This is a genomic window from Brevundimonas sp. KH_060 (genome assembly GCF_057838275.1).
The window spans coordinates 1,026,136-1,052,824 of sequence record NZ_CM174463.1; the positions used below are offsets into that span (position 1 = coordinate 1,026,136).

30 protein-coding genes are annotated in these 26,689 nt (G+C 67.8%); 5 read left to right on the plus strand and 25 right to left on the minus strand.

Annotation, left to right across the window (positions count from 1 at the left end):
• Positions 1 to 48: 48 nt before the first annotated feature.
• Positions 49 to 1,086, minus strand: a complete 1,038-nt coding sequence (locus AC3IPP_RS05085) for a FecR family protein (RefSeq protein ID WP_489150581.1) — start codon at positions 1,084 to 1,086, stop codon at positions 49 to 51.
• Positions 1,055 to 1,537 carry an RNA polymerase sigma factor gene (locus AC3IPP_RS05090; RefSeq protein WP_489151039.1) on the minus strand — a complete coding sequence of 161 codons (483 nt, stop codon included), beginning with the start codon at positions 1,535 to 1,537 and terminating at the stop codon, positions 1,055 to 1,057. Before AC3IPP_RS05090 ends, AC3IPP_RS05085 begins: the two co-directional genes overlap by 32 nt.
• Before the next feature lie 520 nt (positions 1,538 to 2,057).
• Between AC3IPP_RS05090 and AC3IPP_RS05095 the strand changes: the two genes are divergently transcribed.
• Both AC3IPP_RS05095 and AC3IPP_RS05100 read left to right on the plus strand, forming a co-directional pair.
• Positions 2,058 to 2,261: a LuxR C-terminal-related transcriptional regulator gene (locus AC3IPP_RS05095; protein WP_489150582.1), complete on the plus strand. Its 204-nt coding sequence runs from the start codon at positions 2,058 to 2,060 to the stop codon at positions 2,259 to 2,261.
• A 115-nt stretch (positions 2,262 to 2,376) separates the two neighbouring features.
• On the plus strand, positions 2,377 to 2,775 hold the full coding sequence (locus AC3IPP_RS05100) for a nuclear transport factor 2 family protein (protein ID WP_489177445.1): 399 nt from the start codon (positions 2,377 to 2,379) through the stop codon (positions 2,773 to 2,775).
• 220 nt (positions 2,776 to 2,995) lie between these two features.
• Here the strand turns inward: AC3IPP_RS05100 and AC3IPP_RS05105 are convergent, their stop codons facing one another.
• The 16 genes from AC3IPP_RS05105 to AC3IPP_RS05180 form a co-directional block, all read right to left on the minus strand.
• Positions 2,996 to 5,173 (minus strand): heavy metal translocating P-type ATPase, encoded by a 2,178-nt coding sequence (locus AC3IPP_RS05105; RefSeq protein ID WP_489150584.1) that lies wholly within the window; start codon positions 5,171 to 5,173, stop codon positions 2,996 to 2,998.
• Positions 5,170 to 6,195: a c-type cytochrome gene (locus tag AC3IPP_RS05110; RefSeq protein WP_489150585.1), complete on the minus strand. Its 1,026-nt coding sequence runs from the start codon at positions 6,193 to 6,195 to the stop codon at positions 5,170 to 5,172. The genes AC3IPP_RS05105 and AC3IPP_RS05110 overlap by 4 nt, the downstream gene beginning before the upstream one ends.
• 2 nt (positions 6,196 to 6,197) lie before the next feature.
• On the minus strand, positions 6,198 to 7,430 hold the full coding sequence (locus AC3IPP_RS05115) for a c-type cytochrome (RefSeq protein WP_489150586.1): 1,233 nt from the start codon (positions 7,428 to 7,430) through the stop codon (positions 6,198 to 6,200).
• Entirely contained in the window at positions 7,427 to 8,047 is a 621-nt protein-coding gene (locus tag AC3IPP_RS05120; protein ID WP_119412800.1) for a cbb3-type cytochrome c oxidase subunit II, read from the minus strand. The genes AC3IPP_RS05115 and AC3IPP_RS05120 overlap by 4 nt, the downstream gene beginning before the upstream one ends.
• On the minus strand, positions 8,044 to 9,648 hold the full coding sequence (locus tag AC3IPP_RS05125; protein WP_489150587.1) for a cbb3-type cytochrome c oxidase subunit I: 1,605 nt from the start codon (positions 9,646 to 9,648) through the stop codon (positions 8,044 to 8,046). Before AC3IPP_RS05125 ends, AC3IPP_RS05120 begins: the two co-directional genes overlap by 4 nt.
• 15 nt (positions 9,649 to 9,663) lie before the next feature.
• On the minus strand, positions 9,664 to 10,959 hold the full coding sequence (locus tag AC3IPP_RS05130; protein ID WP_119412802.1) for an alginate export family protein: 1,296 nt from the start codon (positions 10,957 to 10,959) through the stop codon (positions 9,664 to 9,666).
• Between the two features lie 134 nt (positions 10,960 to 11,093).
• Positions 11,094 to 11,519, minus strand: a complete 426-nt coding sequence (locus tag AC3IPP_RS05135; protein ID WP_316628727.1) for a methyltransferase family protein — start codon at positions 11,517 to 11,519, stop codon at positions 11,094 to 11,096.
• 41 nt (positions 11,520 to 11,560) lie between these two features.
• The gene (locus tag AC3IPP_RS05140; RefSeq protein WP_313041041.1) at positions 11,561 to 11,689 is read right to left on the minus strand and encodes a hypothetical protein; all 129 of its coding nucleotides are present in this window, start codon (positions 11,687 to 11,689) and stop codon (positions 11,561 to 11,563) included.
• Positions 11,689 to 12,690 (minus strand): cytochrome d ubiquinol oxidase subunit II, encoded by a 1,002-nt coding sequence (gene cydB, locus AC3IPP_RS05145; RefSeq protein WP_489150589.1) that lies wholly within the window; start codon positions 12,688 to 12,690, stop codon positions 11,689 to 11,691. Before cydB ends, AC3IPP_RS05140 begins: the two co-directional genes overlap by 1 nt.
• Positions 12,680 to 14,107, minus strand: coding sequence for a cytochrome ubiquinol oxidase subunit I (locus tag AC3IPP_RS05150; RefSeq protein ID WP_438850953.1), 1,428 nt, complete (start codon positions 14,105 to 14,107; stop codon positions 12,680 to 12,682). The genes cydB and AC3IPP_RS05150 overlap by 11 nt, the downstream gene beginning before the upstream one ends.
• A 9-nt stretch (positions 14,108 to 14,116) precedes the next feature.
• Entirely contained in the window at positions 14,117 to 14,911 is a 795-nt protein-coding gene (locus AC3IPP_RS05155) for a sulfite exporter TauE/SafE family protein (protein WP_489150590.1), read from the minus strand.
• 8 nt (positions 14,912 to 14,919) lie between these two features.
• Positions 14,920 to 16,197 (minus strand): NAD(P)/FAD-dependent oxidoreductase, encoded by a 1,278-nt coding sequence (locus tag AC3IPP_RS05160; protein ID WP_489150591.1) that lies wholly within the window; start codon positions 16,195 to 16,197, stop codon positions 14,920 to 14,922.
• Positions 16,194 to 16,616, minus strand: a complete 423-nt coding sequence (locus tag AC3IPP_RS05165) for a protein tyrosine phosphatase family protein (protein WP_304937131.1) — start codon at positions 16,614 to 16,616, stop codon at positions 16,194 to 16,196. The genes AC3IPP_RS05160 and AC3IPP_RS05165 overlap by 4 nt, the downstream gene beginning before the upstream one ends.
• Positions 16,617 to 16,645: 29 nt before the next feature.
• A complete protein-coding gene (locus tag AC3IPP_RS05170; protein ID WP_228184657.1) occupies positions 16,646 to 17,065 on the minus strand; it encodes a DUF6691 family protein in 420 nt (139 codons plus the stop codon).
• Positions 17,062 to 17,496, minus strand: coding sequence for a YeeE/YedE family protein (locus AC3IPP_RS05175; protein WP_137721934.1), 435 nt, complete (start codon positions 17,494 to 17,496; stop codon positions 17,062 to 17,064). Before AC3IPP_RS05175 ends, AC3IPP_RS05170 begins: the two co-directional genes overlap by 4 nt.
• 12 nt (positions 17,497 to 17,508) lie before the next feature.
• On the minus strand, positions 17,509 to 18,450 hold the full coding sequence (locus AC3IPP_RS05180) for an MBL fold metallo-hydrolase (protein ID WP_489150592.1): 942 nt from the start codon (positions 18,448 to 18,450) through the stop codon (positions 17,509 to 17,511).
• A 104-nt stretch (positions 18,451 to 18,554) separates the two neighbouring features.
• Here AC3IPP_RS05180 and AC3IPP_RS05185 point away from each other — a divergent pair, with 104 nt between their 5' ends.
• From AC3IPP_RS05185 to AC3IPP_RS05195, 3 genes are read left to right on the plus strand one after another with little or no spacing between them, the layout of a single operon-like run.
• On the plus strand, positions 18,555 to 19,214 hold the full coding sequence (locus tag AC3IPP_RS05185; RefSeq protein ID WP_489150593.1) for a peroxiredoxin: 660 nt from the start codon (positions 18,555 to 18,557) through the stop codon (positions 19,212 to 19,214).
• Complete coding sequence (locus AC3IPP_RS05190) at positions 19,211 to 19,630, plus strand: ArsR/SmtB family transcription factor (RefSeq protein WP_119412806.1); 420 nt, start codon at positions 19,211 to 19,213, stop codon at positions 19,628 to 19,630. The genes AC3IPP_RS05185 and AC3IPP_RS05190 overlap by 4 nt, the downstream gene beginning before the upstream one ends.
• A gap of 25 nt (positions 19,631 to 19,655) precedes the next feature.
• Positions 19,656 to 20,051, plus strand: a complete 396-nt coding sequence (locus tag AC3IPP_RS05195) for a cupin domain-containing protein (protein ID WP_376853718.1) — start codon at positions 19,656 to 19,658, stop codon at positions 20,049 to 20,051.
• A 3-nt stretch (positions 20,052 to 20,054) separates the two neighbouring features.
• On the opposite strand, the gene AC3IPP_RS05200 is transcribed toward AC3IPP_RS05195, so the two are convergent.
• From AC3IPP_RS05200 to AC3IPP_RS05230, 7 genes are all read right to left on the minus strand, one after another.
• Positions 20,055 to 21,548, minus strand: a complete 1,494-nt coding sequence (locus tag AC3IPP_RS05200) for a L,D-transpeptidase family protein (RefSeq protein WP_489150594.1) — start codon at positions 21,546 to 21,548, stop codon at positions 20,055 to 20,057.
• A gap of 35 nt (positions 21,549 to 21,583) precedes the next feature.
• A complete protein-coding gene (locus AC3IPP_RS05205) occupies positions 21,584 to 22,357 on the minus strand; it encodes a substrate-binding domain-containing protein (RefSeq protein WP_489150595.1) in 774 nt (257 codons plus the stop codon).
• On the minus strand, positions 22,357 to 23,256 hold the full coding sequence (locus AC3IPP_RS05210; protein WP_376853715.1) for an MBL fold metallo-hydrolase: 900 nt from the start codon (positions 23,254 to 23,256) through the stop codon (positions 22,357 to 22,359). Before AC3IPP_RS05210 ends, AC3IPP_RS05205 begins: the two co-directional genes overlap by 1 nt.
• Positions 23,257 to 23,320: 64 nt before the next feature.
• Positions 23,321 to 23,971 (minus strand): peroxiredoxin, encoded by a 651-nt coding sequence (locus AC3IPP_RS05215; RefSeq protein WP_119412811.1) that lies wholly within the window; start codon positions 23,969 to 23,971, stop codon positions 23,321 to 23,323.
• A gap of 99 nt (positions 23,972 to 24,070) precedes the next feature.
• Positions 24,071 to 24,595, minus strand: a complete 525-nt coding sequence (locus tag AC3IPP_RS05220) for a DsrE family protein (protein WP_376853713.1) — start codon at positions 24,593 to 24,595, stop codon at positions 24,071 to 24,073.
• Between the two features lie 29 nt (positions 24,596 to 24,624).
• Complete coding sequence (locus tag AC3IPP_RS05225) at positions 24,625 to 25,242, minus strand: SAM-dependent methyltransferase (RefSeq protein ID WP_489150596.1); 618 nt, start codon at positions 25,240 to 25,242, stop codon at positions 24,625 to 24,627.
• A gap of 11 nt (positions 25,243 to 25,253) precedes the next feature.
• Positions 25,254 to 26,681, minus strand: coding sequence for a bifunctional metallophosphatase/5'-nucleotidase (locus tag AC3IPP_RS05230; RefSeq protein WP_489150597.1), 1,428 nt, complete (start codon positions 26,679 to 26,681; stop codon positions 25,254 to 25,256).
• Positions 26,682 to 26,689: the final 8 nt, after the last annotated feature.

A 26,689-nucleotide genomic window follows, 5' to 3' on the forward strand; every position in this document is an offset into this window, starting at 1 on the left:
CGCACAGACGCGGGTTGGGGAAGAGACGAAGGAGCGCGGAAAAACCCCTCAGCGCACCGCCGAAATTTTTGCGGGCGCGTCACGAATGACGATCTGACCAGTGGGCGTCCGCTCGGCGACAACGGGATAGAGTTCGGTGAGCGCGGAGACGAAGCCGTCCACATCACCCGTGTTGAACGCGCCGCTGACGGCGATGCGCGCGATGGTCGGGGCTTCCAGCACGACCTTGGTGCGGCTGTAGCGATTGACTTCAGCGACGGCGGTTTCAACGGTGTCGCCAGCGAAGACGAGACGACCGGCCGTCCAGCTGGTTTCAGACGCCACATCCACCGATCGTACGGCGGGACGCGGGGAGGCGGTGACAATCTGCTGGCCAGGCGTGAGGGACCAGCGTGGCGACGAGCCCTCTCGGTCCAGAACATCGACCTTGCCCTCCACGAGGGTGACCTGCGCGCCGTCGCCCGCTCGGCGGACGTCGAACCGGGTTCCGACGGCGGTGACGTCGGTGACCCCCGCGCGGACGACGAATGGACGGGTCGGATCGCCCTCAACGTCAAAAAAGGCCTGGCCGCTCGCCAATTCGACAGCGCGGCGGCCACGGGTGAGTTTCACGGTGATGCGAGACTCGGTGTCCAGCGTGACCTTCGAGCCATCGGCCAGGACGACGACCCGTCGTTCTCCCAGCCCCGTCTCATAAGACAGCGGACGGGCGGACCATATCATGACGCCGATCGCTGCGGCCGCGATCGCGGCGATGGCGCCGGTCGGTACGAGCGCTTTGGAGAAGCGGCTTTGGGTTTTGCGCGACGCGTCCGCGCGAGCGCGCGCACCTTCGGTCAAGACGGCGATGTCGGCATCCCCTTTGAGGCTGCCCGCCGTCTCCCACATCGTTTCGATGCGGGCGTAGGCCTCGGCGTTCTTTGAGTCGCGGCGCCATTGGCTGAAGGCTGTGACGTCCGAGGCCGTCACACGCTTCTGATTGAGGGTCGCGAACCATGACGCGGCTTCACGACGTCTCGCGTCCAGCTCTTTATCGGCAGTCATCGTTCGTGCCTTAGACGTCCAGTTGCGCCATGCAGTGCTCAACAGCCTTCGCCATGCGCCGTTCGACGGTAGCCAAGCTGATCCCGTGAGCCAGAGCAATCTCCGGATATGTCATACCGTCAAACCGGCTCAAGACGAAGACGTCCCTGTAGAGGGGCGGCATCGTCTGGAGGACCTGCTTGAGGTAGAGGCGATCGACAGGCGCGTCGGCCGCCGTGTCCAAGGTCGAACCCGTACCCTGCAAGGCGCGCTCGCGGCGCACAAGACGGCGCCGTTCGTCGCGGACGAGGTTGAGCGCGACCCGAAGAAGCAAGGCTTTCGGATGGCGGATGTCTTCGAGAAGGTACGGCGTCAGGCGAAGATAGGTTTCCTGCACCACGTCGTCGGCCTCATCGACGCCGACGCGTCCACGAAGCCGCTTGCCCAGCCATCCCGAATAGCGGCGGTAAAGCCCGTTGAGGCTCGCCGCGGCGCCCGGATTCAACTCCTTCACATCGCTCAACGCGACCTCCAGCCGGCTGTCAGACGGCGGGAATCCGAGAGCGCGACCGCGTGGCGTCCGGGCGCACGCAAAGGTGCGCCGCAGGCGATGGCGGACGGACGCCGCGCGTCAAGGCGCGGCCGTTAAGGTTGAGCTTCGCACAGGGGATTCCCGGCCCCTATCGACGCGGACGCCGACAACCGACAATGAATCAATCCGAGTCGCGGTGCAAGGCGGAGGGGTCGGGCGCGGAATCCTCTGCGAAGAGGCCCGCTACTTCAGGATGAAACGCCGCCACCGCCAAAGGCAGTCCCTGGCTCAAGTTCCGCCCCTATCTGGCGGCGCCCGACGTCTCAGGATTTAGGGCTCGGGAGCCGGCAGGGCAAGTGATGGGTAAAGCGCGACAGACGCGCGGCGCTGATGAAAACCGCTCCGAGGTTTCCGCAAGTTTGTTGCGGAATCTCCGCAAATCGACGGCGTTGTTGAGGCTGACGGGCCGCGTCATCGTGGGGCTCTAAAGGCGAGTGATCCCATGACACCACACCGTCAGACAGACGTCGGAACGCAGAGCCTCGCCTTGAGCCCGCGAGAACTCGAATGCCTCATCTGGGTGTGCCGCGGCAAGAGTTCGGGCGACATCGGCAGCATCCTGGGACTGTCCCCCGCACGGTCGATAGCTATTTGGAAAAGGTCGCTGCGAAGCTCCGGGTCCGGACCAGAATCGAGGCTGTCGTAGTTGCGGTCCGGGCCGGCTTGATTGAGCCGGACTGATGGGAGGTCCACACGCGACGCGCGATTTTTCATCGAGAATCGGGTCATGATCGATCATCTGAACCGTGATCAATTCATCCATGCCCGGAGACGTCGTTCAAGCTTTCGCCAGGGAGATCGCGTTTCGCGACGTCCGACGGCTTGAGTCCCTGGTCTCAGACGATATCGACGCTCGGTTCGACGTCGCGGGCATTCTGGTCGGTAAAGCTGCGCTGCTCGGGTTCTGGCGGCGGCTGTTTCAAGCCTATTCGCTCGTCGAACTCCATATTCTCAAATGTGTCGTTGAGGAGGATCTGGTCATCGCCGACAGCGCCTATTTCCTGGCCGCCCGCCGGGGCGGTCTGGTGGACGTGCGCGCGATCAGCATCTTCGAAGTCGATCAGGGCGTCATCACCCACTGGCGGGATCATGCCGATCTGGCGGAGGTGCCCAAGGCGGAAACGGACCTCTGGCGCCGCTTGGGCGGAGCCCGATGGTAGCCGCACCCAGACCGGCTGCGTAGGCGGAGGGGGCGGGCCGGGAACTTCTGTGTGAAGCTCGACGTCTTCACCCGCGATCGCTGCCGACGCATTGCGTCCCCTGGCTCCAGATCGAAGGCTATCCGGACGAGGCCCGCCGTCCGACATCCTACGCCCCTGAAAGGGAAAACCAAGCCCGCCCAAGGCCAGGATCGTCGGGCGCTGCCGATCCGACGCTTGCTCAAGGCGAAGGACGCACCTGGCGGCGGCCATCGTCGCCTGCCGACGACGACGCCTCGCGAGACAGCCGCGTCTGTGGCCCGCGCAGCGCATTCAGCATCACCAGCAGCGAACTCGCGGTCATGGCGACTGCGGCCCCCAAGGGCGACAACAGGCCCAAGGCCGCCAGGGGCAGAACGACGATGTTGTAGGCGAGGGCGAGGACCACATTCTGGCGGATGGTGCGTCGCGTCTCGTCAGCCAGGCTCAGCGCCACATCGACTTGCTCAAGACCGCCCCTCAGGATGACGATCGCCGCCGTGGCCGTCGCGGCCGGATGCGCCCGGGCCACCGAAACCCCGCAGGCGGCTGCGGTCAGGGCGGGCGCGTCGTTCACGCCGTCGCCGACGAAGAGCACAGGTCCGCTCGTGTTCCTGACCCTGTCGGCCTTGTCGGCGGGAGTGCAGCCCCAGTGGACCGCAGAGGCGTCCAAACCGATCCGCTGCGCGACCGCAAGGGCCGGCCCCTCGGCGTCGCCGGTGGCCATGACGACCTGCAATCCCCGCCGCTTGAGCCGCGCCACGCCGTCAGCGGCGCTGGGGTCCAGCGCATCGGCGAGCAGAAGATCGCCGATCGCGAGACCATCCAGGGTGACCCGAAGACGCGTTTCGCCCTGTAGGCTTGGGACGCCGCCGACGTGGATGTGGGCGCCGTCCGCCAAGGTCGTCTCGGCGCCGCGGTCCAGGCGTCGGCCGCCGACGACGCCCGCGTCGCCGGTCGGCGCGGCGGCGACGACGGCCTGCGCAAGGGGATGGGCGACGCCGGTCTCCGCACGCGCCGCCAGATCCAGCACCTGCGCCACGGACCAGCCGGGGCAGGTGGTGACGGCGACCACCTCGGGGCGGCCGAGGGTCAGGGTCCCGGTCTTGTCCAGAAAGACGGTGCGCAGCCCGGCCATGCGATCGACCACGCCGGGATCGGAGAACCGCACACCGTGTTCGGCGGCTTTGGCCGAGAGCCGCGCCTGAGCCAAGGGCGCGGCCAGGGCCAGGGCGCAGGGGCACGCCGCCAGGAGCACGACCAGACCACGCATCACCGCCTCGCCGACGTCGGCTGTGAACGCCAGCGTCGCCGCCGTCACCAGGACGGCCGCCAGGATCAGGCCCTGGGTCAGCGTGCCGGCCAGGCGCGCGATCCGGTCCTCGTCACCGCCGCGCGTCGCCAGTTCGAGGGCCACCCGTCCGCCCATCCGATCCACGTCGCGATCCCCGGCGTCGCGATCGACCGAGACTTCGATCATCCGGTCGAGGTTCACGGCCCCCGCGCTGACGCGATCCCCGGGAGTGATGGCGCGCGGCGCGGACTCGCCGTTCAGCACGGCCGCATTCAGACGGCTCTCGCCGGTCACAACCCGGCCGTCGACGGTCGCCACGGCGCCGGCGGGGATCCGCACGCGGTCGCCGAGGCGAAGGCTGGCGCTGGGCGCCGCCTGCCAGCCGTCCGCTTCCCGCCAGACCAGGGCCGTGTCATCGAACAGACGGCCCATGGCCACCACGGCCTGGGCGGCCCCGCGCCGGATGTGGGTCTCGATCAGACGTCCGGTCAGCAGCAGCGTTATCAGCATGACCGCTGTGTCGAAATAGACGTGACGATCGCCGGCCATCAGATGAACGAGCGAGGCCGACACGGCGCCGCCGACGCCGAGCGTGACGAGGAGGTCGAGCCCGGGCGCGCGCAGGCGCACGGATCGGATCGCCATGCGGCCGATGTCCCAACCGCCATAGAGGAGCGCCGGCAAGGCCAGGAGACCGCTGGCGATGGCCAGCCTCCAGGCGAGGTCCGCGCCGAGGCTCGGCGTCACATAGAGCACGATCGCCGCGACCATCGCCCACATGCCGAAAGCGACCGAAACGGCGAGCCTGAGCGTCAACTGGCGGATCTGACCGTCGAACCGGTCCACCGCATCCTGGGGGTCGGTGCGCTCGATCAGGCGATAGCCGGCCTGACGGACGACGGTTCGAAGATGAGCGAGGTCGCAGCGCTGGGCTTCCCATCGGACCAGGGCCGAGGCGGAGAGATGATGGACCCGGGCGAGGAGGACGCCCGGGGTTTCGCCAAGCCGACGCTCCAGACCGCGCGCGCACCCGCCGCAAAAGAGGCCGTCGACGGCGAACAGTTGCTGACGCGGTTCCGCGCTCAAGGCCGAGCGCGGGCGGTCGGTTCAGGCGTGCCCACCCCGATCAGACGACCCTGGTAGGTCCGCCCGTAAAACGTTTCCTCGCCACCGTGGTTCTTTTGCGCCGTCTCCTGCACCGTGCCGGTCTGGCGGGGGTCCTTGGGCCGCTCCTGGCTGTTGATGAAGGCGGCGACATCCCAGGCCTGCTGATCGGTGAGACGATCGGTCTGGCCGAGCGGCATATTGGCCTTGATGAAGCCGGCGGCGGTGTTCACCCGCGCCATGCCGGCCCCCCAGTTGTAGGACCGGGGTCCCCAAAGCGCCGGGAAGACCGGGCGTCCATTGAGGTCGTATTGCCCCTGGCCGTCCGCCCCGTGGCAGGTCGCGCAGTTGGCGGCGTAAACCTGGTTCCCGCGCGCCGGGTCGTAACCCGCTGAGGTCATTTCAAGCTCCGGATATCCGGCGCCCTCCAGGTCTTCACCCGTCGGGGCCCCGCTGGCGAGCCAATGCATATAGATCTGCAGGTCTTTGTAGACGTCGTCCCCGGGCGGCGGCGGACCGCCGGTCGGCGAGTGCTGGGCGTTCATGGAATAGGTGAAACAGCCCTTCACCCGGTCCTCCATGGTGTTGATCTGCTTATTCTTGGACCGGTATTTGGGATAGACGGTCCAGGCCGCCCACATCGGCGCCGAGTTGGGCCGTCGGCCGCCGTCGAGATGGCAGTTCGAGCACGACAGATTGTTGCCGACGAAATCCGAGGCATTGGCCGAGGTGTTCATGAAGATCGCCTGGCCGCGTCGGATCGCATCGCCTTCCGGTCCGTCGGGAATGGCGCTGTCCGGCGGCGGCTGGAACAGGGCCGCATTGACGTTTTCGTCGCCGTCGGCCTCGCCGGCCTTGCGATCCCGCAGCCAACCCGCGTCGAAGGCGTAGGCGGCGATCGCGAACAGGGCGAAGCCGCCGCCGACGGCGTAGATCACATCGCGGGCGAACCGGCCCTTGGCGGGGCGGTCCTGCGGAGCGGGAGGCGGAGCGTCGTCATCCATGGTCATCGCCTTTCATTATCGGAAACGGCCGGCACCGGCGGAAGGGTTGCAAGATAGTCGGCGACCGCGCGGCGGTCTGCGTCGGACAGATTGCGCGCGACCTCGTTCATCAGCTGGACGTCGGAGTTGTCGCGCTCGCCCCCGACCCAGGCGGCCAGCTGCGAGGCCGTATAGGCGGGGTGCTGGGCGGCCAGGGAGGGGAAGTTCGGCGCCACGCCGAAGCCCGACGGGCCGTGGCAGCTGAAACAGGCGGGAAGGTTCTTGGACCAGTCGCCGTGCAGCGCCAACTGCTCCCCGCGCGCCATGTCTCCGCCCAGCTCCGGCTTCGCGGTGGAAGGCGTGCGAAGCGCCGAATAATAACGCGCGAGACCGCGCCGGTCGGCGTCGCTCAGGGCGCCGGCGACAATCCGCATGGTCTCATTGCGGCGGCGGCCTGAGACATAGTCCTGCAGCTGTTTGACGATATAACCCTCGGGCAGACCTGCCAGTCGGGGCACGTTGGCGCCGCCCTCGCCGGCCGCGCCGTGACAGGAGGCGCAGGCCCAGGCTTCGCCTCGGCCCTGTGTGACCAGACGCATCACGCCAGGATAGTCGAAACTGGAGATCCGGACAGGTCCGACCGAAGGTTGAGGCGCCAGTCCGGGATCGACGACGCGCGCCAGCTCTTCACCTCCGCGCCAGGCCCCGCGGCCGGCGAAACGTTCGCGCTGCGCCGCCACGAAGGCCGGCGTGATCTCTTGGTCGTCGCCGCCCCAGGTCTGGCGAACATGGCTGGCGACCCGCGCCAGTTCGGCGTCGGACAGCACGCTGGCGAAGCTTGGCATATGGCCGTCGAACACCTTGCCGCCGACATCGATCGGCCCGTCGATGCCGTGAAGCAGGATCTGCACGATGACGGTCGGATCGGCGGCGACGAACCGGGATCCCGCCAGCGGCGGGATGGCGCTGCGCACGCCCGCAGCATTGGGCTGATGGCAGGTCGAACACCGCGCCTCGAACACCTGAGCGCCGCTGTTCAAAGCGAGGGCGGGCGTCTCTTCGATCTGCTCGGCGCGTTCTTCACGTCCGACGCCGACCGCCTGAGCGTTGTCCCATAAGGTGACCGCGCCCCAGATCGCCAAGGCGATGGCGATCCAATAGACCGGCAGCGGAATGCGCCGGAACTCCTCGTAGGGTTCGAAGGCCTCGTCCGGTTCGCGGGGCTGAGGGGCGTCGGGCGGCCCTTTGCGGATCATTTCGGCTCGCCCTTTTCGCTGTAGCCGTCGTCGCGGACGGCGGTGGGCGGGGCAGGGAAGGTGCGGTCCAGACTGCGCAGATAGGCGACAAGGTCGCGCGCCTGCGGCCTCGCCACCACGACCTTACCCTTGGGCGCATAGCGTTCCGGAAGCGCAACGACAACGTCGCCGGGCGCCGCCTTGTCCTTGACCTCGAACAGGTAAGGATAGGCCGGCATGATGCTCCAGTCGTAGATCGCGCGCGGCTGATAGAGATGGGTCATGTGCCAGGCTTCGCTCGGCAGCCGCGCGCCCACATTCTGAAGATCCGGCCCCGTGCGCATGGTGCCGAGCTGGTGGGGTTGGTCGTAGAAATAGTCGGAGGCCACCGCCGCCCGTCCCCAGCCCCGTTCGCCGTCCGGCGCCTGGTCCAGGGCGCGGGGCTGCTGGCTGTGACAATAGACGCAGCCCTCGGAGACATAGACCGCCCGTCCCCGGAGCTCCGCCTCTGTGTAGGGCAGCAAACCCGGCGTGGGCGCTTCTCCGCGGATCTGGATGCCGGGGAGGATGACCAGCATCAGGGTGGCGAACGCCAGGATGGCGAGGGCGAAGACGCCCAGAGGGATGACGCGGTTCATGCTGCGGTCGCCGGAACGGTGTCAGTGGGCGCGGTTCCAGCCTGGGGGGCGCGTCCCTGCGCCAGCAAGGCGACGAAATGGCCCGCGAAGATGAGATGGCCCAGCGTCATCAGCGCCCCGCCGACAGACCGGGCCTCAAGATAGGGCGCCAGGACGGTGACGCTGTCGGCGAAGGGGCGCGTCGCGTCCAGCATGGCCAAGCCTTGCAGCACGCCGCCGATGGTCAGGGCGAAGAAGTAGATGGCGAAGCCGACGACCACGAGCCAGAAATGGACCTTGATCAGGGCCGGCGCGGGCCATTGCCGCCCCGTCAGGCGCGGCCCCATGTGGTAGACCGCGCCGAACAGTATGAAGGACACAAAACCATAGGCGCCCAGATGGGCGTGGCCGACCGTATATTGGGTGAAGTGGGTCACGGTATTGACCGTGCGCAAGGCCTCGATCGACCCCTGGAAGGACGCCAGGGTGTACATGACCGCCCCCAGCGAGATGAACCGCAGAGGGACCGAGGCCTTGAAGGCCCAGAGGTTGCGGGCGACCGTGACGTGCTGGTTGATGGCCACGGCGATCACCGGCACGAACATCATCACACTGTGGACGATCGACAGGGTCACCACCCAGGTCGGCACCGGACCGCCGATCAGATGATGGATGCCGACCTGACTGTAGAACAGCGCCAGCGCCCAGAAGCCGAGCAGCGACAGACTATAGGAGTAGATTGGCTTGCCGATGATCTTGGGAATGAAATAATAGGCCGCGCCCACGCCCAGCGGAGTCAGCCAGAGCCCCAACACATTGTGGGCGAACCACCAGTTGACCGTCGCCTCCTGCACGCCCGAATGGATGCCCGGCAGATTGGCGATGAAGAACAGGACGGGAAACCAGCACAGCGCGCCCAGATAGTACCAGCCGGTCACATAGATATGGTCGACGTTGCGCCGCAGCGCCGTATGGAGAAGCGGCCAGACGAAGAAGGCGCCGGCCAAGGCCAACAGCCCATCGATCTGCCAGGGAATCTCCAGCCATTCCTCGCCGTCCGTCCAGCCCGAGGCGATCGCCAGGGCGCCGCAGGCTACGGCGACGTTCCAGAGCACAGCCCCGATCACCGGCAGCCGGGGATGTCGCAGCGCGGTGTGGAAGATGCGCGGGGCGATCCAGAGCGCCACGCCGATGCCGGTCATCGACAGCCAGCCATAGATCACCAGGTTCAGGTGCAGGGTGCGGACCCGGCCGAAGGTCAGCGGCGCGACGTCCGTCAGCCAGTCCGGCCAGTGGAGCTTCAGCGAGGCCATCAGGCCGAAGATCGAGCCGATGACCAGCCAGGCGATGCCGCTGCCGATCAGGATCATCACGGGGCGGCGCGAAACCGCATCGATGCCCTCGCGCTCGGTGTCATAGTGATGCGGCCCGACCGATTGGGTGTCCTCGCCGGACATCGTCGCATCGTCGGGCGTGCCCGCCTCCCCGGGCGTGAAGACCGTGTAGGCCTGCCCTTGGTTCAGTTGGAGCTGCCGGTTGGTCACCGCCCAGATCAGAAAGGCCAGGGCCAGCAGCGACACGAGGAAGCTGAGCGCCAGCAGAAGGCCGATGGTCACCGACATCAGGCGAGGACTCCGTCAGAAGGCATAGGTCACGTCCACATAGCCGTAGGTGGTGTCGTCGGGCGCCGGCGCGTTCGGCGCGTCGGTCAGGGCGCGGCCCTTGAAGAGCCGGGCGCCGCCGGTCTCCAGGGTGACGTCAGGCGTCAGCTTGTAACGGACCCGCGCCTCGATCTGGGTTCCACCAAAGCGGCCGCTGTCGCCCGACGGGTCGATGACCCCCGTCGCGCCCAGGCTGTCGCGCGCGTCTTCGAGCCAGAGTCCCCGCACGGCGACGAAGCCGTCCAGCTTGCGGGAGGGCTTCATCTCCAGGCGCACGTCGGGCGACACGAGGTTGGCGCGTGAGACCGGGCCGTAGAGACCGGCGGGGCCGAACTCGAAGCGGCGTGCGCCGTAAAGAGTGTCGAACCGGCCATAGTCGCCCTGTCCCCCATCACCCGTGACATAGTCGAACTGGGCCGCCAGTCTCGGCGACCAGTCGTGCCGGAATGTGCGCCCCGCCTCCAGATGGATCAAGCCCGCCCTGACATCCACGTCCTGGGTGTCCGTCGGCGAGGCGGAGCGCCGGACCTGGCCGACCTGGGCCGCCGCCTCGACCTCAACATCCCATAGCCCGGCCGCCGGCGACTGGCGCCAACGGACGCCGGGCGTCGCCAGCCGGCGGTTGCGGGTCTGCTGGTCCGCGTCATCGCTTTCGGTCAGGCCGTAGACATAGAGGTCGAGCGACCGCCGCTGGCCGAGGTCGCGAGTCCAGAACAGGCCGGCGAACTGAAGATCGGCATCCTCGCGATCCCACGCGACCCGGTTGTCCTCGATGGCGGCCCTGTCGTCCGGCAGCCGCACCTGCGGCATGACCCAGAAGGCCGTCAGCGCCCCGTCGGCCAGGGGCGTGTCGAAACGGGCGCCTGTATAGGCGTTGGTAGTGTTGCGGAAGTTCTGGCGAGAGACGAAACGCTTGGATCCCAGGTCCATGGTGAACCGGCCCAGCTGCAATGTCCGCGCGTCTCCCGCGCCGAGACGGACTTTGGCGTAAGCCTGCACCAGCTCCAGCGCATTGACCTCGCCGACGCCGACCGACGACCGCGGCCCCTGACCGAAAGCCCGGGAATCGAACAGCTCGCCGCCGAACGTCACGCGACCCACATCCCGCTCGACGGCCAGCGTCAGCCGCGTCGTCAAAACGGCGTCGCTCGGCTCCGCCGTTGGACGAAACTGGCCAGACAGCGTCTCTCCGCGCGCTCGCGCTGACCCGGACACACGCCAGCCGTTGTCGGCGACCGCCTGCTGCCCGCTGGCGGCGAGGGCGCCGCTCATGAGGATAGAAATCAGCACCGGAAGCGCCCTCCCTTGGCAGAGCAGTCGCCTGCGAAGTCTCCCATCGTCGTTTCCTGCTGCGTTTTGTCGCAACAGGCCACGCCAAGCTTAAGCCAGCCTTAAGGTGATCGCGATCAGGGCCGACGGCCGAGCCAGCGGCCCGCCCGGCCAGCATAGGCGAACCAGTCCGCCCCGAAAAGGGCCGCCAGGTGTCGTTCCTCGCGCCGGATCGCAAGGCGATCCGTGGCGAAGGCGGCGAAAGGCGCGGCCACGACGAACCAGGCGTTGTCGAACAGGCCGCCGAGGCCGAGGAGCAGGACGGCGTTGGCGAGGTAGATCGGGTTGCGGCTCCAGGCGAATGGACCGGTGGTGACCAGAGCGGTCGCCGCTCGGTGGGGCAGGATGTTGGCCCGCCGCCGCCGCATCTCCAGCATGGCCCAGAGGTCGAGGCCAACCGCGACGCCGACCAGCAGGCCGCCGGCGGCGACGGCGCCGGGGAAGAGGGCGGGCAGCGTCCAGAGGGTGGCGGCCAGCCAGGCGACAAGGACGGCTGCGCCCATGATGAGCGGGGGCCAGGGCCAGCGATTTGGCGCTTGCGCACTCACCCGCCGGCCATCTTCAGCAGACCGCGCAGCAGATAGGCGATCACGCCCAGAACACCCACGCCCAGCACCCAAAGCGCGACGAACCAGAGCCCTTGCCGGAGCCCGTTTCTGGAGACGAGACACATCAGTGGTAACCGTCGTCGCCGACCTTGCCGCGGAACACCCAATAGGCATAGGCGGTGTAGGCCAGGATGATCGGGATCAGGATCAGGGCGCCGACCAGCATGAACAGCTGGCTGGAGGCGGGGGCGGCGGCCTGCCACAGGGTGATCTCGTCGGGCACAGCGTAGGGGAAGACGCTGACGCCCAGCCCCGCGAAGGTGACGGCGAACAGGCCCAGAGACAGCAGGAAGGGCCAGACCTCACGCTTCTGACGCATGGTCCAGAAGAAGGCGGCCGCGACGATCAGAACGAGCAACGGCACCTGCGCCGTCAGAAGCACGCCGGGCCAGTCGAACCAGCGCCGGGCGTATTCGCCGTCGAGGAAGGGCGTGGCCAGGCTGACGGCGCCGATCATCAGCAGGGTCGCCGGACCGAGTTTCCAGGCCTGGGCGCGGGCGTGGTCCTGGAGCGCGCCCTCCGTTTTCATGTTCAGCCAGGTGGCCCCCAGAAGGGCGTAGCCGACGACGACGGCGGCGCCGGTCAGCAGGCTGAAGGGGCTGAGCCAGTCCCACCAGCCGCCGCCGTAGGCGCGGCCCGACACCTCGACCCCCTGCAGGATGGCCCCCAGGGTGACGCCCTGGGAGAAGGCGGCCAAGAGGGAGCCGCCGAAGAAGGCGACATCCCAAACGGGCTTGGCCCGTACCGTACGCCAGCGGTATTCAAAGGCGACGCCGCGGAAGACCAGGCCCAGCAGCATGGCGATGATCGGCGTATAGACCGCCGGCATCAACACGGCGTAGGCGAGGGGAAAGGCCGCGAACAGGCCGCCGCCGCCCAGGATCAGCCAGGTCTCGTTGCCGTCCCACACCGGAGCGATCGAGTTCATCGCCTTGTCGCGCTGATCGCCGGCCTTCAGCGTCGGGAACAGGATGCCGACGCCCAGGTCGAACCCGTCCATGACGATATAGGCGAAGACGGCGAAGGCCAGCAGGCCGGCCCAGACCAGGGTCAGATCAACGCTCATGATCGGTCTCCTCGCCGGTCGGGATGGGGCGGTCCGGGTCGATGGCGGGGGCGGGGGTGATGCCCGCCGTGCGGATCGGGGTTTCCGCCACGCCCGGCTCGTCCCGGTGCGGCGCATGGCTCATCAGACGCAGGATGTAGAAGACCCCGGCGCCGAAGACGGTGAAATAGACCACAGCGAAGGCGGCCAGGGAGGTTGCGACGGCGGGCGCCGCCAGGGGCGCAGCGCTGTCGGCGGTGCGCAACAGGCCGTAGACGGTCCAGGGCTGACGGCCGACCTCGGTGGTGATCCAGCCGGCCAGCACGGCGACGAAGCCCATCGGCCCCATGACCAGGGCGAAGCGGTGCAGCCAGGGCGCATCGTAGAGGCGTTTGCGCAGGCGAGCATATAGCCCCCAGAGCCCCAGCAGCAGCATGGCCATGCCCAGACCGACCATGACGCGGAAGGACCAGAAGACGATCTCCACCGGCGGCCAGTCGGCGCGGGCGATGGTGTCCAGACCGGCGAGGGGCGCGTTCGGATCGTGCTTCAGGATCAGGGACGACAGCTTGGGGATCTCGACCGCGCCGTGGACGGTGGCCGCCTCGCGGTCAGGAATGCCGAACAGGATCAGCGGCGCCCCGTCCGGGTGGCTTTCGAAATGGCCTTCCATCGCCATGACCTTGGCGGGCTGATGCTCCAGGGTGTTCAACCCGTGCATGTCGCCGATGAAGATCTGGACCGGGGCGGCGACCAGGATCATGCCCATGGCCATGGCGAACATCTTGCGCGCCCCCTTGTTGGTCCGTTCCTTCATCAGGTGCCAGGCCCCGACTGCGCCGACCACCAGGCCGGTAGTCAAATAGGCCGCCAGCAGCATGTGGGCGAGGCGATAGGGGAAGGAGGGATTGAAGACGATCTTGAACCAGTCGGCCGGTACGAACTGGCCGACCTCGTTGATGGCGTAGCCTTGCGGCGTCTGCATCCAGCTGTTCACCGACAGGATCCAGAAGGCCGAGGCGAAGGTGCCGATCGCGACCATCAGGGTGGCCAGGAAGTGTAGCTTCTTGCCGACGCGGTTTAGGCCGAACAGCATGACGCCCAGGAAACCCGCCTCCAGGAAGAAGGCGCTGAGCACCTCATAGGCCATCAAGGGGCCGATGACCGGTCCGGCCTTGTCGGAGAAGACCGACCAGTTGGTGCCGAACTGGTAGGACATGACCAGACCCGAAACGACGCCCATGCCAAAGGCCACGGCGAAGATCTTCAGCCAGTATTTGAACAGGTTCAGATAGAGGTCTCGCCCCGTCTTCAGCCACAGGGCCTCCAGCACGGCCAGATAGCTGGCGAGGCCAATGGAGAAGGCCGGGAAGACGATGTGGAAGGCGACGGTGAAGGCGAACTGCATCCGTGCCAGGATCAGGGCGTCAAGTTCCATGGTGTGGTCTCACCCGATCAGGCCGAGCGCGCCGGCGCTGCGGTAAAGCATATAGAAGGCGACGACGAAGATCAGCCCGGCGAACACTGTGTTCAATAGGCCTTTTTGTCCCGACAGGGCTTTCGCGAGCCGCGCGCCGACCAGTCCGCCAAGGACGCCGCCGCCGATGAAGACGGCCGCCAGGGGCCAGTCGACCCAGCCGTCCAGGGCGTAGTTGAAGGCCGTCGTCAGGCCGAAGGCCGTCACGCCGACCAGCGACGAGCCGACCGCGTAGTAGATCGGCATGCGGGTCGAGACCATCAGTCCAGGGACGATCAGAAACCCGCCGCCGATGCCGAAGAAGCCTGACATAACGCCGGTCAGGGCGCCGGCTCCGACGAGCTTCGGCGCATTGCCCCGCGTCAGGATCACGTCGGGGTCCCCCGAAGCCGAGCGGCCTCTCAGCATCAGCACCCCGACCACCAGCATCAGGGCGGCGAACAGAGCCAGCAACTTCTGACCGTCCACGGCCTTGCCCAGGGTGGAGCCGAGAAAGGCGCCGAAGACGCCGGCCAAGGCGAACAGGCCGGCGATCTTCCATTTCACCGTGCCGTGGCGCGCGTGGTTGAGCAGATTGGCGAAGGCGTTGGCGGCCACGGCGAAGGCGCTGGTGCCGATCGCCAGATGCGGATCCTTGACCCCCACCAGATAGACGATCAGCGGCACGGCCAGGATGGACCCGCCGCCGCCGACCAGGCCGAGGGTGAAGCCGACGAGCGAGCCGGCGCCGGCGCCGAGGCCGTACTGCAGCGGAGACAGGTCCATGATCAGGCTCAGGCGACGGCGGGACGACGTTGAGGCGCGGGCTCGATGTGCTGGGGGTGGGCCATCCATTCTCGGCCCTTGAGCATGGCGGACCAGTAGATCTCCGGCAGCGCCTCGGACTTCAGCAGCCAGGCCAGGCGGGTCGGCTTGGTGCCGTCCAGAAGCCATTTCGGGAAGCTGGGCAGGAGCTTGCCGCCATAGCCGAACTCGGCCAAAACGATCTTGCCGCGCTCGACCGTGAGCGGACATGAGCCATAGCCGTCATAGACCGCCCGCATCGGCTGGCCGTCCAGCAGCGACAGGATGTTCTCGGCCACCACGGGCGCCTGTTTGCGGGCGGCCGCAGCGGTCTTGGCGTTGGGCGCCGAGCAGGCGTCGCCTAGACCAAAGACGTTTTCGAACCGCTTGTGGCGCAAGGTGGCGTCGTCCACCTCGATCCAACCGCTGTCGGCGGCCAGCGGACTTTCGCGGACGAAGTCGGGCGCGGTCTGCGGCGGGCAGACGTGCAGGAAGTCGAACTCGCGCCGCGCCTGGCGCACTTCGCCGTCCGCGCCCGTTACGGCGAAGGTCGCGACCCGCGCCGGGCCGTCCACCGCGACAAGTTTCGACCCGAAGTTCAGGTCGATGCGATACTTGCGAACATATTCCATCAGCGCCGGGACGTAGTCCTTGACGCCGAACAGCACCGGGCCGGCGTTGTGGAATTCGATCTCGATGTCGTTGCGGCCGTTGTCGCGCCAGTGGTCGGCCGACAGATACATGGCCTTCTGCGGGGCGCCGGCGCATTTGATCGGCATGGGCGGCTGGGTGAAGATCGCCCGGCCGCTGCGCATCGCCTGCACCAGCTTCCAGGTGTAGGGCGCGGTCTCGTAACCGTAGTTGGAGGTGACGTTGTTGCGCCCCAGGGTTTCGGCCAGGCCAGGGATGGCCGCCCAGTCCAGCTTCAGCCCCGGCGCCGCGACCAGCATCCGGTAGCCGATCCAGCGGCCGTCGGTCAGTTCGACGCGATCATGGATGGGGTCGAAGGCCGCGACCGCGCCCCGCACCCACTGGGCGCCTTGGGGGATCAGGTCCTCGGTGCGGCGCTGGGTCCGCTCGGGCGTGAAGACGCCGGCGCCGACCATGGTCCAGCCGGGCTGATAGTAGTGATGTTCGGACGGCTCCACGATGCGAACGTCGAGGCCTGGGCGGCGGCGCAGGAGGCTGGCGGCCGTGGCGATGCCGGCGGATCCGCCGCCGACGATCAGGACGTCGCAGGACTCCAGGGGGGCGTATTGGGCGCTCATGACGCGGCTCCTTCAAGACGGGGGCGCAGGGCGCCGAGGTCGTAGCCGGCGCTCTTGGCGCGGGCGATCAGATGATCGGGGCTCTCCGAGCCGGCGTTCGTGAGCGCCCACAGGGTGGTCGTGCGCGTGCCGGTGCGGCAGAAACCGAACACGGGCTGGGGCAGGTCAGCCAGAGCCTCGCGGAAGTCCGCCACGTCCTGGTCGGAGATGGCGCCGCCGACCACGGGAACGTGGGCGAAGGCGAGGCCGGCGGCCTCGGCGGCCTGGCGCAGAGCCTCGGCGCTGGGCTGGCCGGGCTCCTCGCCGTCGGGTCGGTTGGAGATCACCGACCGGAAACCCTGGGCCGCGATGGCGGGCAGGTCTTCCGGAGCGATCTGGGGCGAGGCGGACAGGGCCTCGTCCAGGGGTCGGATATCCATGGCGTTGTCTCCCTAGAGTCTTTTCTGGTTCAGGCGTTTCGGTCGAGCGTCAGGCGGAACAGCGCCATGCCGGCCACGAGGGCGCCGACGAAGACGAAGGCCTGCCAGGCGCCGGTCGTCAGGGCCGCCAGCGCCGGGCCGGGGCACAGGCCGACCAGCCCCCAGCCCAGGCCGAACAGGACGGCCCCGCCGACCAGAGGCGTGTCGATGGTCCGGCTCTCGGGGACGTGAAAGGTCTCGGCCGCGACCGGAGCATCCATGCGCCGGCGGATCAGATAGGCGATGGCGGAGGGGATCAGCGCCCCGCCCATGACGAAGGCCAGCGAGGGGTCCCAGGCGCCCGTCACATCCAGGAAGGCCAGGACGCGGGCCGGGTTGATCATGTCGGACACCACCATGCCGGCGCCGAACAGCAGGCCGCACAGGACGGCGACGATCAGCCGGTTCATGCCAGGCCTCCCAACAGGTGGCGGGTGACGAAGACGGTCAGGGCCGCGACGGCCATGAAGACGCCGGTGGCGACGATGGAGCGGGGCGACAGGCGGGCCAGGCCGCAGACGCCGTGGCCGCTGGTGCAGCCAGAGCCCCAGCGGGTGCCGAAACCGACGATCAGGCCGCCGAGCACCAGCAGCCAGATGTCCGAGGTGATCTGCACCTCGGGCCTGCGGATCAGCGCCGAGGCCAGGGCCGCACCGCCCAGCAGGCCGGCGATGAAAAGCAGGCCCAGGGTGCGCGGCGCGCCTTTCGACAGGCCGGTCGCCGCGGCGGTCAGGCCGGAGATCCCGGCCACGCGCCCATTCAGCAACAGATAAAGGCCGGCGGACAGGCCGACCAGCAGGCCGCCGGCCAGCGGCCAGACGAAGGAAATGGGTTCAAGCATGGGGGGCTCGCCTCACAGCGCGTTCAGCGGGACCTTGAGGTAGCGCACCCCATTGTCCTCGGGCTCGGGCGGCCGGCCGCCGTTCATGTTCACCTGGACCGACGGCAGGATCAGCTTGGGCATCGGCAGGGTCGCGTCGCGCTGGGTGCGCATGGCCACGAACTCGTCCTCGCTGACGCCGTCGCGGATATGGATGTTGCCTGTGCGCTGGGCGCCGATGGTGGTCTCCCAGGCGAATTCGGTCCGGCCCGGGGGCGCCTTGTAGTCGTGGCACAGGAAGACCCGCGCCTCGTCCGGCAGCGAGGTCAGGCGATGGATCGAGCGATACAGGGTCCCGGCGTCGCCGCCGGGAAAGTCGCAGCGCGCCGTGCCGTAGTCGGGCATGAACATCGTGTCGCCGGGAAAGACAGCGTCGCCGATGACATAGGCCAGACAGGCCGGGGTGTGGCCGGGCACATGCAGGACCGTGGCCTTGAGCCCGCCGATCTCGAACCGGTCGCCGTCGTTGAACAGATGGTCGAACTGGCTGCCGTCGCGGCGGAAGTCGGTCCCCTCGTTGAAGATCTTGCCGAAGACCGCCTGGACGGTGAGGATCTCATGGCCGATGGCTAGCTGACCGCCGAGCTTTTCCTGGAGATAGGGCGCCGCCGACAGGTGATCGGCATGGGCGTGCGTCTCGAGCAGCCACTGAACCCTGAGACCTTCGGATTTTACGTAATCAATGAGGGCGTCGGCCGAGGCGTGGGCGGTGCGGCCCGACGCCGGATCGTAGTCCAGAACGCTGTCGATGATGGCGCAGGCGTCTGAGCCGGGATCGCGCACGACATGGCTGACGGTGAAGGTGGCCTCGTCAAAGAATGATTTGACCAGGGGACGTTGAGCGGGATCGGCGAGCGCGGCGCGCACGATGTCGGCGGCGTGGTCGCGGGCGGGATCGGGGATGGGCGAGGACATGGCGTGTCTCCGTTTCGGTGACTCAACACATATACCCATTCATAGTTCGTGCAAGTATGTAGTTTAATGTAGCGGAAACGGTGGGAAGCGCTTAGCTTGCGGCCATGGAAACGATCGACACCGGGCCAGCCGCCTATCCCCCCGCAATGCGCGCCCTGCGCATCAACGACACGGCGCCGGACTTCAGCGCGCGCACGACGCAGGGCGAAAAGCGCCTGAGCGACTATCGCGGCCGCTGGCTGGTGCTGTTCTCGCATCCGGCGGACTTCACGCCGGTCTGCACCAGCGAGTTCGTGGCCCTGGCCCGGCAGTCGGACGCCTTCGCGGCGATCGATTGCGATTTGATGGCCCTGTCGGTCGACAGTCTGTATTCGCACCTGGCCTGGCTGAAGGACATTTATCGCCGCTTCGGCGTGAAGGTGCCGTTCCCGATCATCGAGGATCCCTCCATGGCCATCGGCCACGCCTTCGGCATGGTGGACGCCGGCTCAAGCGACAGCGCGACGGTGCGCGCCACTTTCGTGATCGATCCCGAAGGCGTGGTGCGCGCCATCAGCTGGTATCCGATGAACATCGGCCGCTCGGTTGATGAGCTGCTGCGTCTCGTCACCGCCTTGCAGACGTCTGAACGTGAGGCGGCCTCCACGCCGGCGGGCTGGACGCCCGGCGACGCCCTGCTGGAGCCGGCCGCCACCACCCTGGATGCGGCCATCGCCGACGGTGACGGCGATGCGCCCTGGTACTATCGCGAGCGCCGCGCATGACCGACGATCAAGCGGCCGCCATGGCGCGGTTGAAGGAAAAGGCGCCGGAGGCCGCAGAGCTGTTACGCCAGCTGGCCAACGCCAACCGGCTGCTGATCCTGTGTCACATCGCCGAAGAGGAGCGCTCGGTGGGCCAGCTCGAGGCGGACCTCGGCATCAAGCAGCCGGCGCTATCCCAACAACTGGCTGAGCTGCGCCAGTATGGCCTGGTCAAGACCCGCCGTCAGTCCCGCTCGATCTTCTATTCGATCGCCGACGACCGGGCCCAGGCGGTCATGGGCATGCTCTACGAAATCTTCTGCGGCGATGCGAAGGCGGTCGGCGCGCGCGTCGCCGCCCCGGCGCCCCGCTCATCGACGCCGGCGCGCGGCGACACGGCGCAATTCGCGCGCATCACCGCCGTCGCACGTCGCTGACGGCCAACCCGCACAGGAGACTCTCGTGAAGGGCTTCATCGACAATATCGAACGTCTGACGGAAGAGAACACAGACTTTCGCCGCGTTCTCTACACCGGCCACAATCTGCAGCTCGTCCTCATGGCCATTCCGCCCGGTCAGGAGATCGGCGAAGAGGTCCACGACGACCGCGACCAGTTCTTCCGCATCGAGGCGGGCGAGGGCGAAATCTGGATCGATGGCGTTCGTCACCCCGTGAAGGCGGACGACGGCGTCATCGTCCCCCAGGGAGCCCGGCATAATGTGGTCAGCACGGGGTCCCAGCCGCTTCGGCTCTACACCCTCTATGGCCCGCCGGAGCATCTCGACGGGACGGTTCACGCCACGGTGGAAGAGGCCTCCGCCGACCACGAGCACTTCGACGGCCACACGACCGAATAACCGTCAAGGCCCGACGTCGTCCGCATCGGCGCGCCGGTCGTCGGGCCGCGGCAGGTGCAGGGCGATGCCCAATGCCTCCGCCAGACGGGTGTCGCGACGATAGATGTCATCGCGAAATGCGACGCGGCCCTGGCCGTCCAGGAAGGCGGTCCAATACAGCAGGCGCACGTCGATCGGCCGACCGGTCGCCACACGGACGGTCTGGCCGCTGTCCAGCGCGGCGTCGAAGCGGGCCAGCCTTTCGGGGTCGGGCGCCAGCAGAAGTCGGGCGAAGCCGACGGCGTCCTGCACCCGCACGCAGCCGTGACTGAGATGGCGGAAGCTTTGATTGAACGCGCCCCGCGACGGGGTGTCGTGCAGGAAGATGGCGTAGCTGTCCTGAAGTTCGAACTTAACCTGGCCCAGGGCGGCGTTCGGGCCGGCGCGCTGAACCACCATGCCGTTCTGGATCGTCATGTTGTTCGCCCGCATATAGGCGGCGCCGCGCGGCAGGATCTCGCGCTGGGCGATGGAGGTCGGCACCGTCCAGGGCGGATTGGCGACGACCGAGGCGAAGGGCCGTTCGAGGCTGGGCGTCGCATTGTCCGCGTCTCCCGTCACGACCCGCATCGAATGCACGGGCCGACCATCCTTCCAGTAGACCATGATGGAGGCAGCGGTGTTCACCTCGATCCGTTCCGGGGCCACGTCCCGCTTCAGCCAACGGCGGCGTTCCAGATTGAGCGCGATCTGGCGCGCGCGGGCCTCGGCCGAAATCGACAGCGCCCGCTGGGTCGCCGGGCCGATGCGGGCGTCCGCCTCCAGACCGTGGCGCACCTGGAACGCCCGAACGGCCTCTTGCAGAACGGAGCCGTATTCACCGCCAGACGGGCCGACCATCGCGGCGGCGGCGTCGCTCAGATCGCCTTCCACCCGAAGGCGCGGCAGGAGGGCGGGAAGGCGGTGGTCGGACGCAAACGGTTCGATCGTTGCGCCCAGGGCGAAGGGCGGCCAACCGCCGCGGTCGGCGATGGCGCGATAGCGGAGGAAGCCGTCGCACAGGCCCTGATAGCCGCGGTCCTGGGGCGCGAGGCCCGCCATCGTCTCGGCCAACGTTCCGTCGTCGACCGCCGTCGCCAGCAGCGGCGGCGTGTCGACCTGGTTGCGACCCATCTCCCAAAGGGTCTCGACGGATGCCGGGTCGACCCGGCCATGGGCGAGCGCCTCGGCCAGGGTCAGGACGGCCTGGGTCAGTTCGGCTTCACTTAGGGCGAGACCGTCGGGCGCTGATAGGCCATGGCGGTCCGCCAGAGCCAGGGCGTCCATGGCTTGCCGGCGCGCTGGCCCCGCCCAGGCGGGGCGTCCGCCGCGGGCGGCGTAGAAGGCTGCGGTCAGGGCGGTGATGTTCAACGCGGCGGGCGCCGATACGGCTCGCGCGGTCGTCGAGAGCCAGAGCGGCGCCGCGGCCGCCGCGAGCAGGTGTCGGCGGTTCAAGGTAAAGGAGCGACGGTCGGCCATGCCGCCGACACCGCAGGGTTCACCTTAAGGCAGACTTAAGGTTGGCCGGTCCGCCAGCCCCACCGCGCGAAGATGGCGGCCCCCTCGTCGGACTTCAAAAAGTCGAGGAACGGCTGGGCGTCGGCGTCCTGGCGGCCGGTCTCTGTCACAACGGCGCCGGCGTCGCGGTAGATTCGATAGGGCTCTTCGACCTCGACCACATCAGCGAGGTTCGGATTGGCGACCTGCCAGATGCCCCAGATGATCCACGCGTCCAGCGTCGGGTCGTCGATCCAGGCTTGTCGGGCCTCGGCGCTGTTGCGGGCGTAGACGACGATGTTGCGACGCAGGGCGCGCACCTTGGCGATGTCGCCGGTGCGACCCGCCATGTCCTCCCACAGGCCGTTCTGGCCCGCGCCGTTGACGACCAGGATTCGGCGACCCGGCTGGAAGAGATCTTCCAGGCCGCCGATGCCGTTCGGATTTCCCGGCCGCACGAGGATAGAGGACGTTCGCAGATAGAGCGGCTCGACCGCCTCGGCGCGGATGCGGCCCTCCAGAGCGCTGACGAAGTCGGTCATCATCGTCTCGGAGCCGGAGAAGATCAGGTCGTCGTCCGCCTTGGCCTGGTCCAGCCATTGGGGTGTGGGTCCGGCGACCACGGCCACAGCGCGACCGGTGCGCGCCTCATAGGCCTTCGCCGCTTCGCGCATGGCGGGGGCGGGGCCGCCCGGGCCGTAGACATGAAGAGGATCGGCGGGCGTCTGGGCGTGGGCGGCCAGGGCCGTCGTGCTCAAAAGGGCGGCCAAGGCCAGGGTGGAAGGACGCATCAAGAGTTCTCCTGGGGCGGGGCGAAGTGATTGGCGGGGATCTTGAAATAGACGCGCCCGTCCGGTGCGGCCGGCGGCAACACGCCGCCGCGGATGTTCACCTGAAGCGCGTAGAGCATCAGGTTCGGCAGGGGAAGGGTGGCGTCCCGGCCGTCGCGAAGCCGCACGAAATCCGCCTCGCCGCGTCCGCCGCCGACATGGATGTTGTCCGCCTTCTGCTCTCTCACGGTGCTGAAGCAGGCGGGCTTGCGGCCATCGGGACCGTAGTCGTGGCCGACGAAGACGCCGGTCTCCTCGGGCAGGGCCAGGATGTCCTGGATGCTTCGGTAGAGGGCCTTGGAGTCGCCGCCCGGAAAGTCGGCGCGCGAGGTGCCGGCATAGGGCATCATCAGGGTGTCGTGGACGAAGGCGTTGCCGCCGATCACATAGGTGATGGACGCCAGGGTGTGGCCTGGGGAGAAGATGACCCGCCCCGGCAGGCCGCCGACAGCAAACGCATCACCGGCCTGGAAGAGACGGTCCCACTGGCGCCCGTCGGCCGGGAAGTCGTCGTCCAGGCCGTAGATGTCCTTCCACAGCCTCTGGACGCCAACCACTTTCTCGCCGATGGCGGTTGGAGCCTCCAGCTTCTCGTTGAGATAGGGCGCGGCCGAGAAATGGTCGGCATGGGGATGGGTGTCCAGCAGCCATTCGACGGTCAGGCCTTCAGCCTTGACGTAGTCCAGGATGGCGTCGGCGTTGCGGGTCGAGGTCGCCGCGGCCTTCTCGTCGAAATCCCAGACCGGATCGATGATCGCGCATTTGCGGCTGACCGGGTCGGAGACGACATATTGCCAACTGCCGGTCTTCTTGTCGTGGAGCGCCGCGATGCGCGCTCCGCCGTGGTCGATGATCTGCATGAAGGCTCCGTTTGGTTTGCGAAGAAAAGGGCCGGACCGCTTGCGCGGCCCGGCCAGCGTCCGATCAGGCGGCTTTCGGGGCGTCGGGGAGGTCGCGCGTTGAGAAATACCAGTCGGTGTAGACGTAACCCTCGGAGGCGCGGGCCTCAGCCGCCTCGGCGGTCTTGGGTGGGGGGACGATGGCCGGCTGGCCAGGGCGCCAGTTCTCAGGCGTCGCGACCCCGTTGGCGTCGGACGCCTGGAGCGCGGTGAGCAGCCGAACGAACTCTTCGATGCTGCGGCCATTGCTCATGGGATAGTAGACCATGGCGCGCAGCTTGCCTTCCGGATCGATCAGGAAGGTGGCGCGAACAGCCGAGGTGTCGGCCGCGCCAGGGTGGATCATCCCGTAAGCCTGGGCCACCTCCATCTTCAGATCCTCGATGATGGGGAAGGGGATTTCGACGCCGAACTTCTCCTTGATGTTCCGGGTCCAGGCCAGGTGCGAGAAGATGCTGTCGATCGAGAGCCCCAGGAGCTCGCAGTTCATGGCGGCGAATTCATCCGCGTGCTTGGCGAAGCCGATGAACTCGGTCGTGCAGACCGGGGTGAAGTCCGACGGGTGGGAGAAGAGGATCAGCCATTTGCCGCGGTAATCGGCCAGGCTGCGGTCCCCGTGCGTGGTGCGGGCGTGAAAGTCGGGGGCGGGTTCGTTGAGGCGGGGCAGTCCGGTCATGTCGATGTCTCCTTCAGACACCCCATTGAACACTTACATACACACTTACACAAACTAATGGTTTTTTTGGCCGGGGAAGGTTTCGCCTATGCCGAGCCGTCAGTTCACAACCAGGGCATATCCCGCCTGCTGGTGGTGGATGACCGTCATCAGGGCGGCGAGATCGACGCTCACGCCCGGTTCGAGGTCGGCTTGTGCGATGCCGTTCCCCGCCATGGCCTGGCCGCACAGCCGAACCTGGACGCCGGCGGCGATGAGGCTGCGGATCAGGGCGCTGTTGGGATTGGCGTCGCCCTTGCCGCGCGCGGCCCAGGCGGCGTCGGACAGGACCGCAGGGGTGGCGGCGCCGTGTAGCACGACGACGATCTGACGATGGTCGGCGTCCACGCCGCCCGCCGCCAGCATATTCGCCAGCCGCGCAACGCGATCCAGTCCCTTCAGCGGCCTGTCGTCCGGACCGCCCTGGGAGACGTCGAAGATGACCCGATAGACGCGCGACGGATCCGGCTGTTCGCCGGCCTCGGGCAGGGGCTTGAAGCCGCCGAAGCCTGAAACAGCTTGAGCGAAGCTCGGGGAGGCCGCCAGGGAGGCGGCCAGGGACAGGGCGAGGAGGAGGGTTTTCATGGCCGGTTCCGGTGTGCGGGCGCTGGGGGTCAGGGACGGCGGGCGACGAGATCGATCAGGGCGGACCGGCCGCTGTGGCCGGCGCCTTCGGAGACGTCGCTGTCGTGGCTTTTCAGATGCTGGATGTCGAAGTCGGCGAAGGCGTCGCGGAGCAGCGCCTCGGTGTAGAGGTTCTCGACCTGCCCCGGACCGCCCGTTCCATAGGCGATCTGTTCCGGCCGATAGCCCTGCAGCAGGATCAGGCCGCCAGGCTTCACGGCCGCCTTCATACGCTTGAAAATGCGGTCGCGCAGGGGAGGCGGGGCGAACTGAATGAAGACGGCGACCACGACGTCGAAGGCGTCCTGCAGCCAGGTCCAGGTCTCGAGGTCCGCCAACTGGGCGTCCAGTGTGACGCCGCGTCGCTCGGCCAGGGCGAGGGCCTTCTCGATCGCGCGCGGGGCGATGTCGGTGGTGGTGACGGTCAGGCCCTGTTCGGCGAGCCACACGCCGTTGCGCCCTTCGCCGTCGGCGACCGCCAGAGCAGTCATGCCGGGCTGGAGCCGCGCGATCTGAGCGGACAGGAAGGCGTTGGGTGTCTCGCCGAAAAGGTAGTCCTGGCGGTCATAGCGGCTGTTCCAGAAGTCGCGGGCGGAGACGGAGTCCATAAGGTGTTCCTTCATATGATGAGGACGCTGGCGGGCAGATCGGTCTCGCCGGGCGTATGGTCGGCGAACCAGGATTCAAGCGCGCCCACAGCGTCGATGTCGAGCGTCCGGCGGTCCCGCCCGTAACGTTCGGGCACCCCCTGGGCGGTGACGAAGGCCACCGGATAGGCCGCCTCCGGCTCGACCGGCCGGCCCCCGACCAGCAGGCGGTCGAGGCGCTGTCCCTTGGGATTCTCCAGCTTCACAAAGGCCGTGAGGCCCCGACAGCGTTTGATGTAGCCGCCCATCTGCTCATACGGGTCGGCGGCGAAGGTGCGCTCAAGATTCTCTTCCAGCATGGCCTTCAACTCGGCCCCGGTCAGCATCGTGCGCGAGATCGGCGGGTTCATCGGCGCCATATTGTAGAGGTCGCCCAGAGTGACCGGACCCGGCGCCACGGGCGCGCCGTATCGCCAGCCGTTCGAGAAGGCGATGTCCACGTCCGCCGCCTGCGCCGCTGCGGCCAGAAGGACGTCGTCCATCGGCGCGCTGGCCATGGCGTAGCGGTGAAGGGGGATGGCCGTGCGGCCGATGACGCGCGCCAAACGTTCCCGCTCGGGAGCCAGGGCCGTCTCCACCAAGCCGGCGACTTCGTCGTCTTCGGGACCGACGTCCACGGCTATGAGCCGATGGCGGCGCAGGGACACGCGGCCGTCTGTGATCTCCAGGTCCAGCCGGCCGATATAGGCGCCGTGGCAGCCGGACTGGATGATCAGGGTGTCGCCGATGCGGGCCGGCTCGTGCAGGCGGTTATGGGTATGGCCGCTCAGGATCACGTCGATGCCCGGCGTCTCGGTGGCCAGCTTGAGATCCTGCGGAAAGCCGAGGTGCGACAGCAGGACGACCAGATCGACCTTCTCCTGCCGGAGCTGGAGCAGCTGCTCGCGGGCTTCGGCCACCCCCATTTCAAACCGCACGCCTTCAGAGAAGGCGGGGGGCATCGTCTTGTCGACGATGGGGCAGGCCAGGCCGATCACGCCGATCCTCAGACCGCCGCGCTCGAACACCCATCGCCCGTCGAACACCGGCGCGCCGTCGTCCTTGCGAAAGACGTTGGCGGCCAGGACGGGATACTCCAGTCGCGCCGCCAACGCCTTGAACCCCGCGGGGCCATAGGCGAACTCCCAGTGCGCCGTCATGGCGTCGATCTTCAGGGCGTTCATGATCGGAACCAGCGCCTCGCCCCGGCTGGCGACGGCGACCCGCGTGCCATGGAAGGTGTCGCCGTTGTCCAGGGTCAGGCATGGACCTTCGGCGCGCGCCTCTTCGAAGAGGCGCGCGATGCGGGCGACCCCGCCCAGCCGTTCGAACCGCCAGCCGCCTTCGGTGCGCACCAGTTCGGGATGCGGCTCGAGATAGCCGTGCAGGTCGTTCAGCTGGAGCAGGGTCAGGGTGGTCATGGTCGGTC

Bases quoted from the DNA above. Each gene is read 5' to 3' on its own strand.
- AC3IPP_RS05125 (WP_489150587.1), bottom strand. From the start codon at position 9,648: ATGTCGGTGACCATCGGCCTTCTGCTGGCGCTCAGCTTCCTCGTGTCG.
- AC3IPP_RS05115 (WP_489150586.1), bottom strand. From the start codon at position 7,430: ATGATCCGCAAAGGGCCGCCCGACGCCCCTCAGCCCCGCGAACCGGAC.
- AC3IPP_RS05165 (WP_304937131.1), bottom strand. From the start codon at position 16,616: ATGGATATCCGACCCCTGGACGAGGCCCTGTCCGCCTCGCCCCAGATC.
- AC3IPP_RS05170 (WP_228184657.1), bottom strand. From the start codon at position 17,065: ATGAACCGGCTGATCGTCGCCGTCCTGTGCGGCCTGCTGTTCGGCGCC.
- AC3IPP_RS05200 (WP_489150594.1), bottom strand. From the start codon at position 21,548: ATGGCCGACCGTCGCTCCTTTACCTTGAACCGCCGACACCTGCTCGCG.
- AC3IPP_RS05155 (WP_489150590.1), bottom strand. From the start codon at position 14,911: ATGGACCTGTCTCCGCTGCAGTACGGCCTCGGCGCCGGCGCCGGCTCG.
- AC3IPP_RS05185 (WP_489150593.1), top strand. From the start codon at position 18,555: ATGGAAACGATCGACACCGGGCCAGCCGCCTATCCCCCCGCAATGCGC.
- AC3IPP_RS05130 (WP_119412802.1), bottom strand. From the start codon at position 10,959: ATGAGCGGCGCCCTCGCCGCCAGCGGGCAGCAGGCGGTCGCCGACAAC.
- AC3IPP_RS05095 (WP_489150582.1), top strand. From the start codon at position 2,058: ATGACACCACACCGTCAGACAGACGTCGGAACGCAGAGCCTCGCCTTG.
- AC3IPP_RS05160 (WP_489150591.1), bottom strand. From the start codon at position 16,197: ATGAGCGCCCAATACGCCCCCCTGGAGTCCTGCGACGTCCTGATCGTC.
- AC3IPP_RS05120 (WP_119412800.1), bottom strand. From the start codon at position 8,047: ATGAACCGCGTCATCCCTCTGGGCGTCTTCGCCCTCGCCATCCTGGCG.
- AC3IPP_RS05205 (WP_489150595.1), bottom strand. From the start codon at position 22,357: ATGCGTCCTTCCACCCTGGCCTTGGCCGCCCTTTTGAGCACGACGGCC.
- AC3IPP_RS05215 (WP_119412811.1), bottom strand. From the start codon at position 23,971: ATGACCGGACTGCCCCGCCTCAACGAACCCGCCCCCGACTTTCACGCC.
- AC3IPP_RS05175 (WP_137721934.1), bottom strand. From the start codon at position 17,496: ATGCTTGAACCCATTTCCTTCGTCTGGCCGCTGGCCGGCGGCCTGCTG.
- AC3IPP_RS05180 (WP_489150592.1), bottom strand. From the start codon at position 18,450: ATGTCCTCGCCCATCCCCGATCCCGCCCGCGACCACGCCGCCGACATC.
- AC3IPP_RS05230 (WP_489150597.1), bottom strand. From the start codon at position 26,681: ATGACCACCCTGACCCTGCTCCAGCTGAACGACCTGCACGGCTATCTC.
- AC3IPP_RS05150 (WP_438850953.1), bottom strand. From the start codon at position 14,107: ATGGAACTTGACGCCCTGATCCTGGCACGGATGCAGTTCGCCTTCACC.
- AC3IPP_RS05135 (WP_316628727.1), bottom strand. From the start codon at position 11,519: ATGGGCGCAGCCGTCCTTGTCGCCTGGCTGGCCGCCACCCTCTGGACG.
- AC3IPP_RS05140 (WP_313041041.1), bottom strand. From the start codon at position 11,689: ATGTGTCTCGTCTCCAGAAACGGGCTCCGGCAAGGGCTCTGGTTCGTC.
- AC3IPP_RS05220 (WP_376853713.1), bottom strand. From the start codon at position 24,595: ATGAAAACCCTCCTCCTCGCCCTGTCCCTGGCCGCCTCCCTGGCGGCC.
- AC3IPP_RS05225 (WP_489150596.1), bottom strand. From the start codon at position 25,242: ATGGACTCCGTCTCCGCCCGCGACTTCTGGAACAGCCGCTATGACCGC.
- AC3IPP_RS05110 (WP_489150585.1), bottom strand. From the start codon at position 6,195: ATGGATGACGACGCTCCGCCTCCCGCTCCGCAGGACCGCCCCGCCAAG.
- AC3IPP_RS05100 (WP_489177445.1), top strand. From the start codon at position 2,377: ATGCCCGGAGACGTCGTTCAAGCTTTCGCCAGGGAGATCGCGTTTCGC.
- cydB (WP_489150589.1), bottom strand. From the start codon at position 12,690: ATGAGCGTTGATCTGACCCTGGTCTGGGCCGGCCTGCTGGCCTTCGCC.
- AC3IPP_RS05190 (WP_119412806.1), top strand. From the start codon at position 19,211: ATGACCGACGATCAAGCGGCCGCCATGGCGCGGTTGAAGGAAAAGGCG.
- AC3IPP_RS05210 (WP_376853715.1), bottom strand. From the start codon at position 23,256: ATGCAGATCATCGACCACGGCGGAGCGCGCATCGCGGCGCTCCACGAC.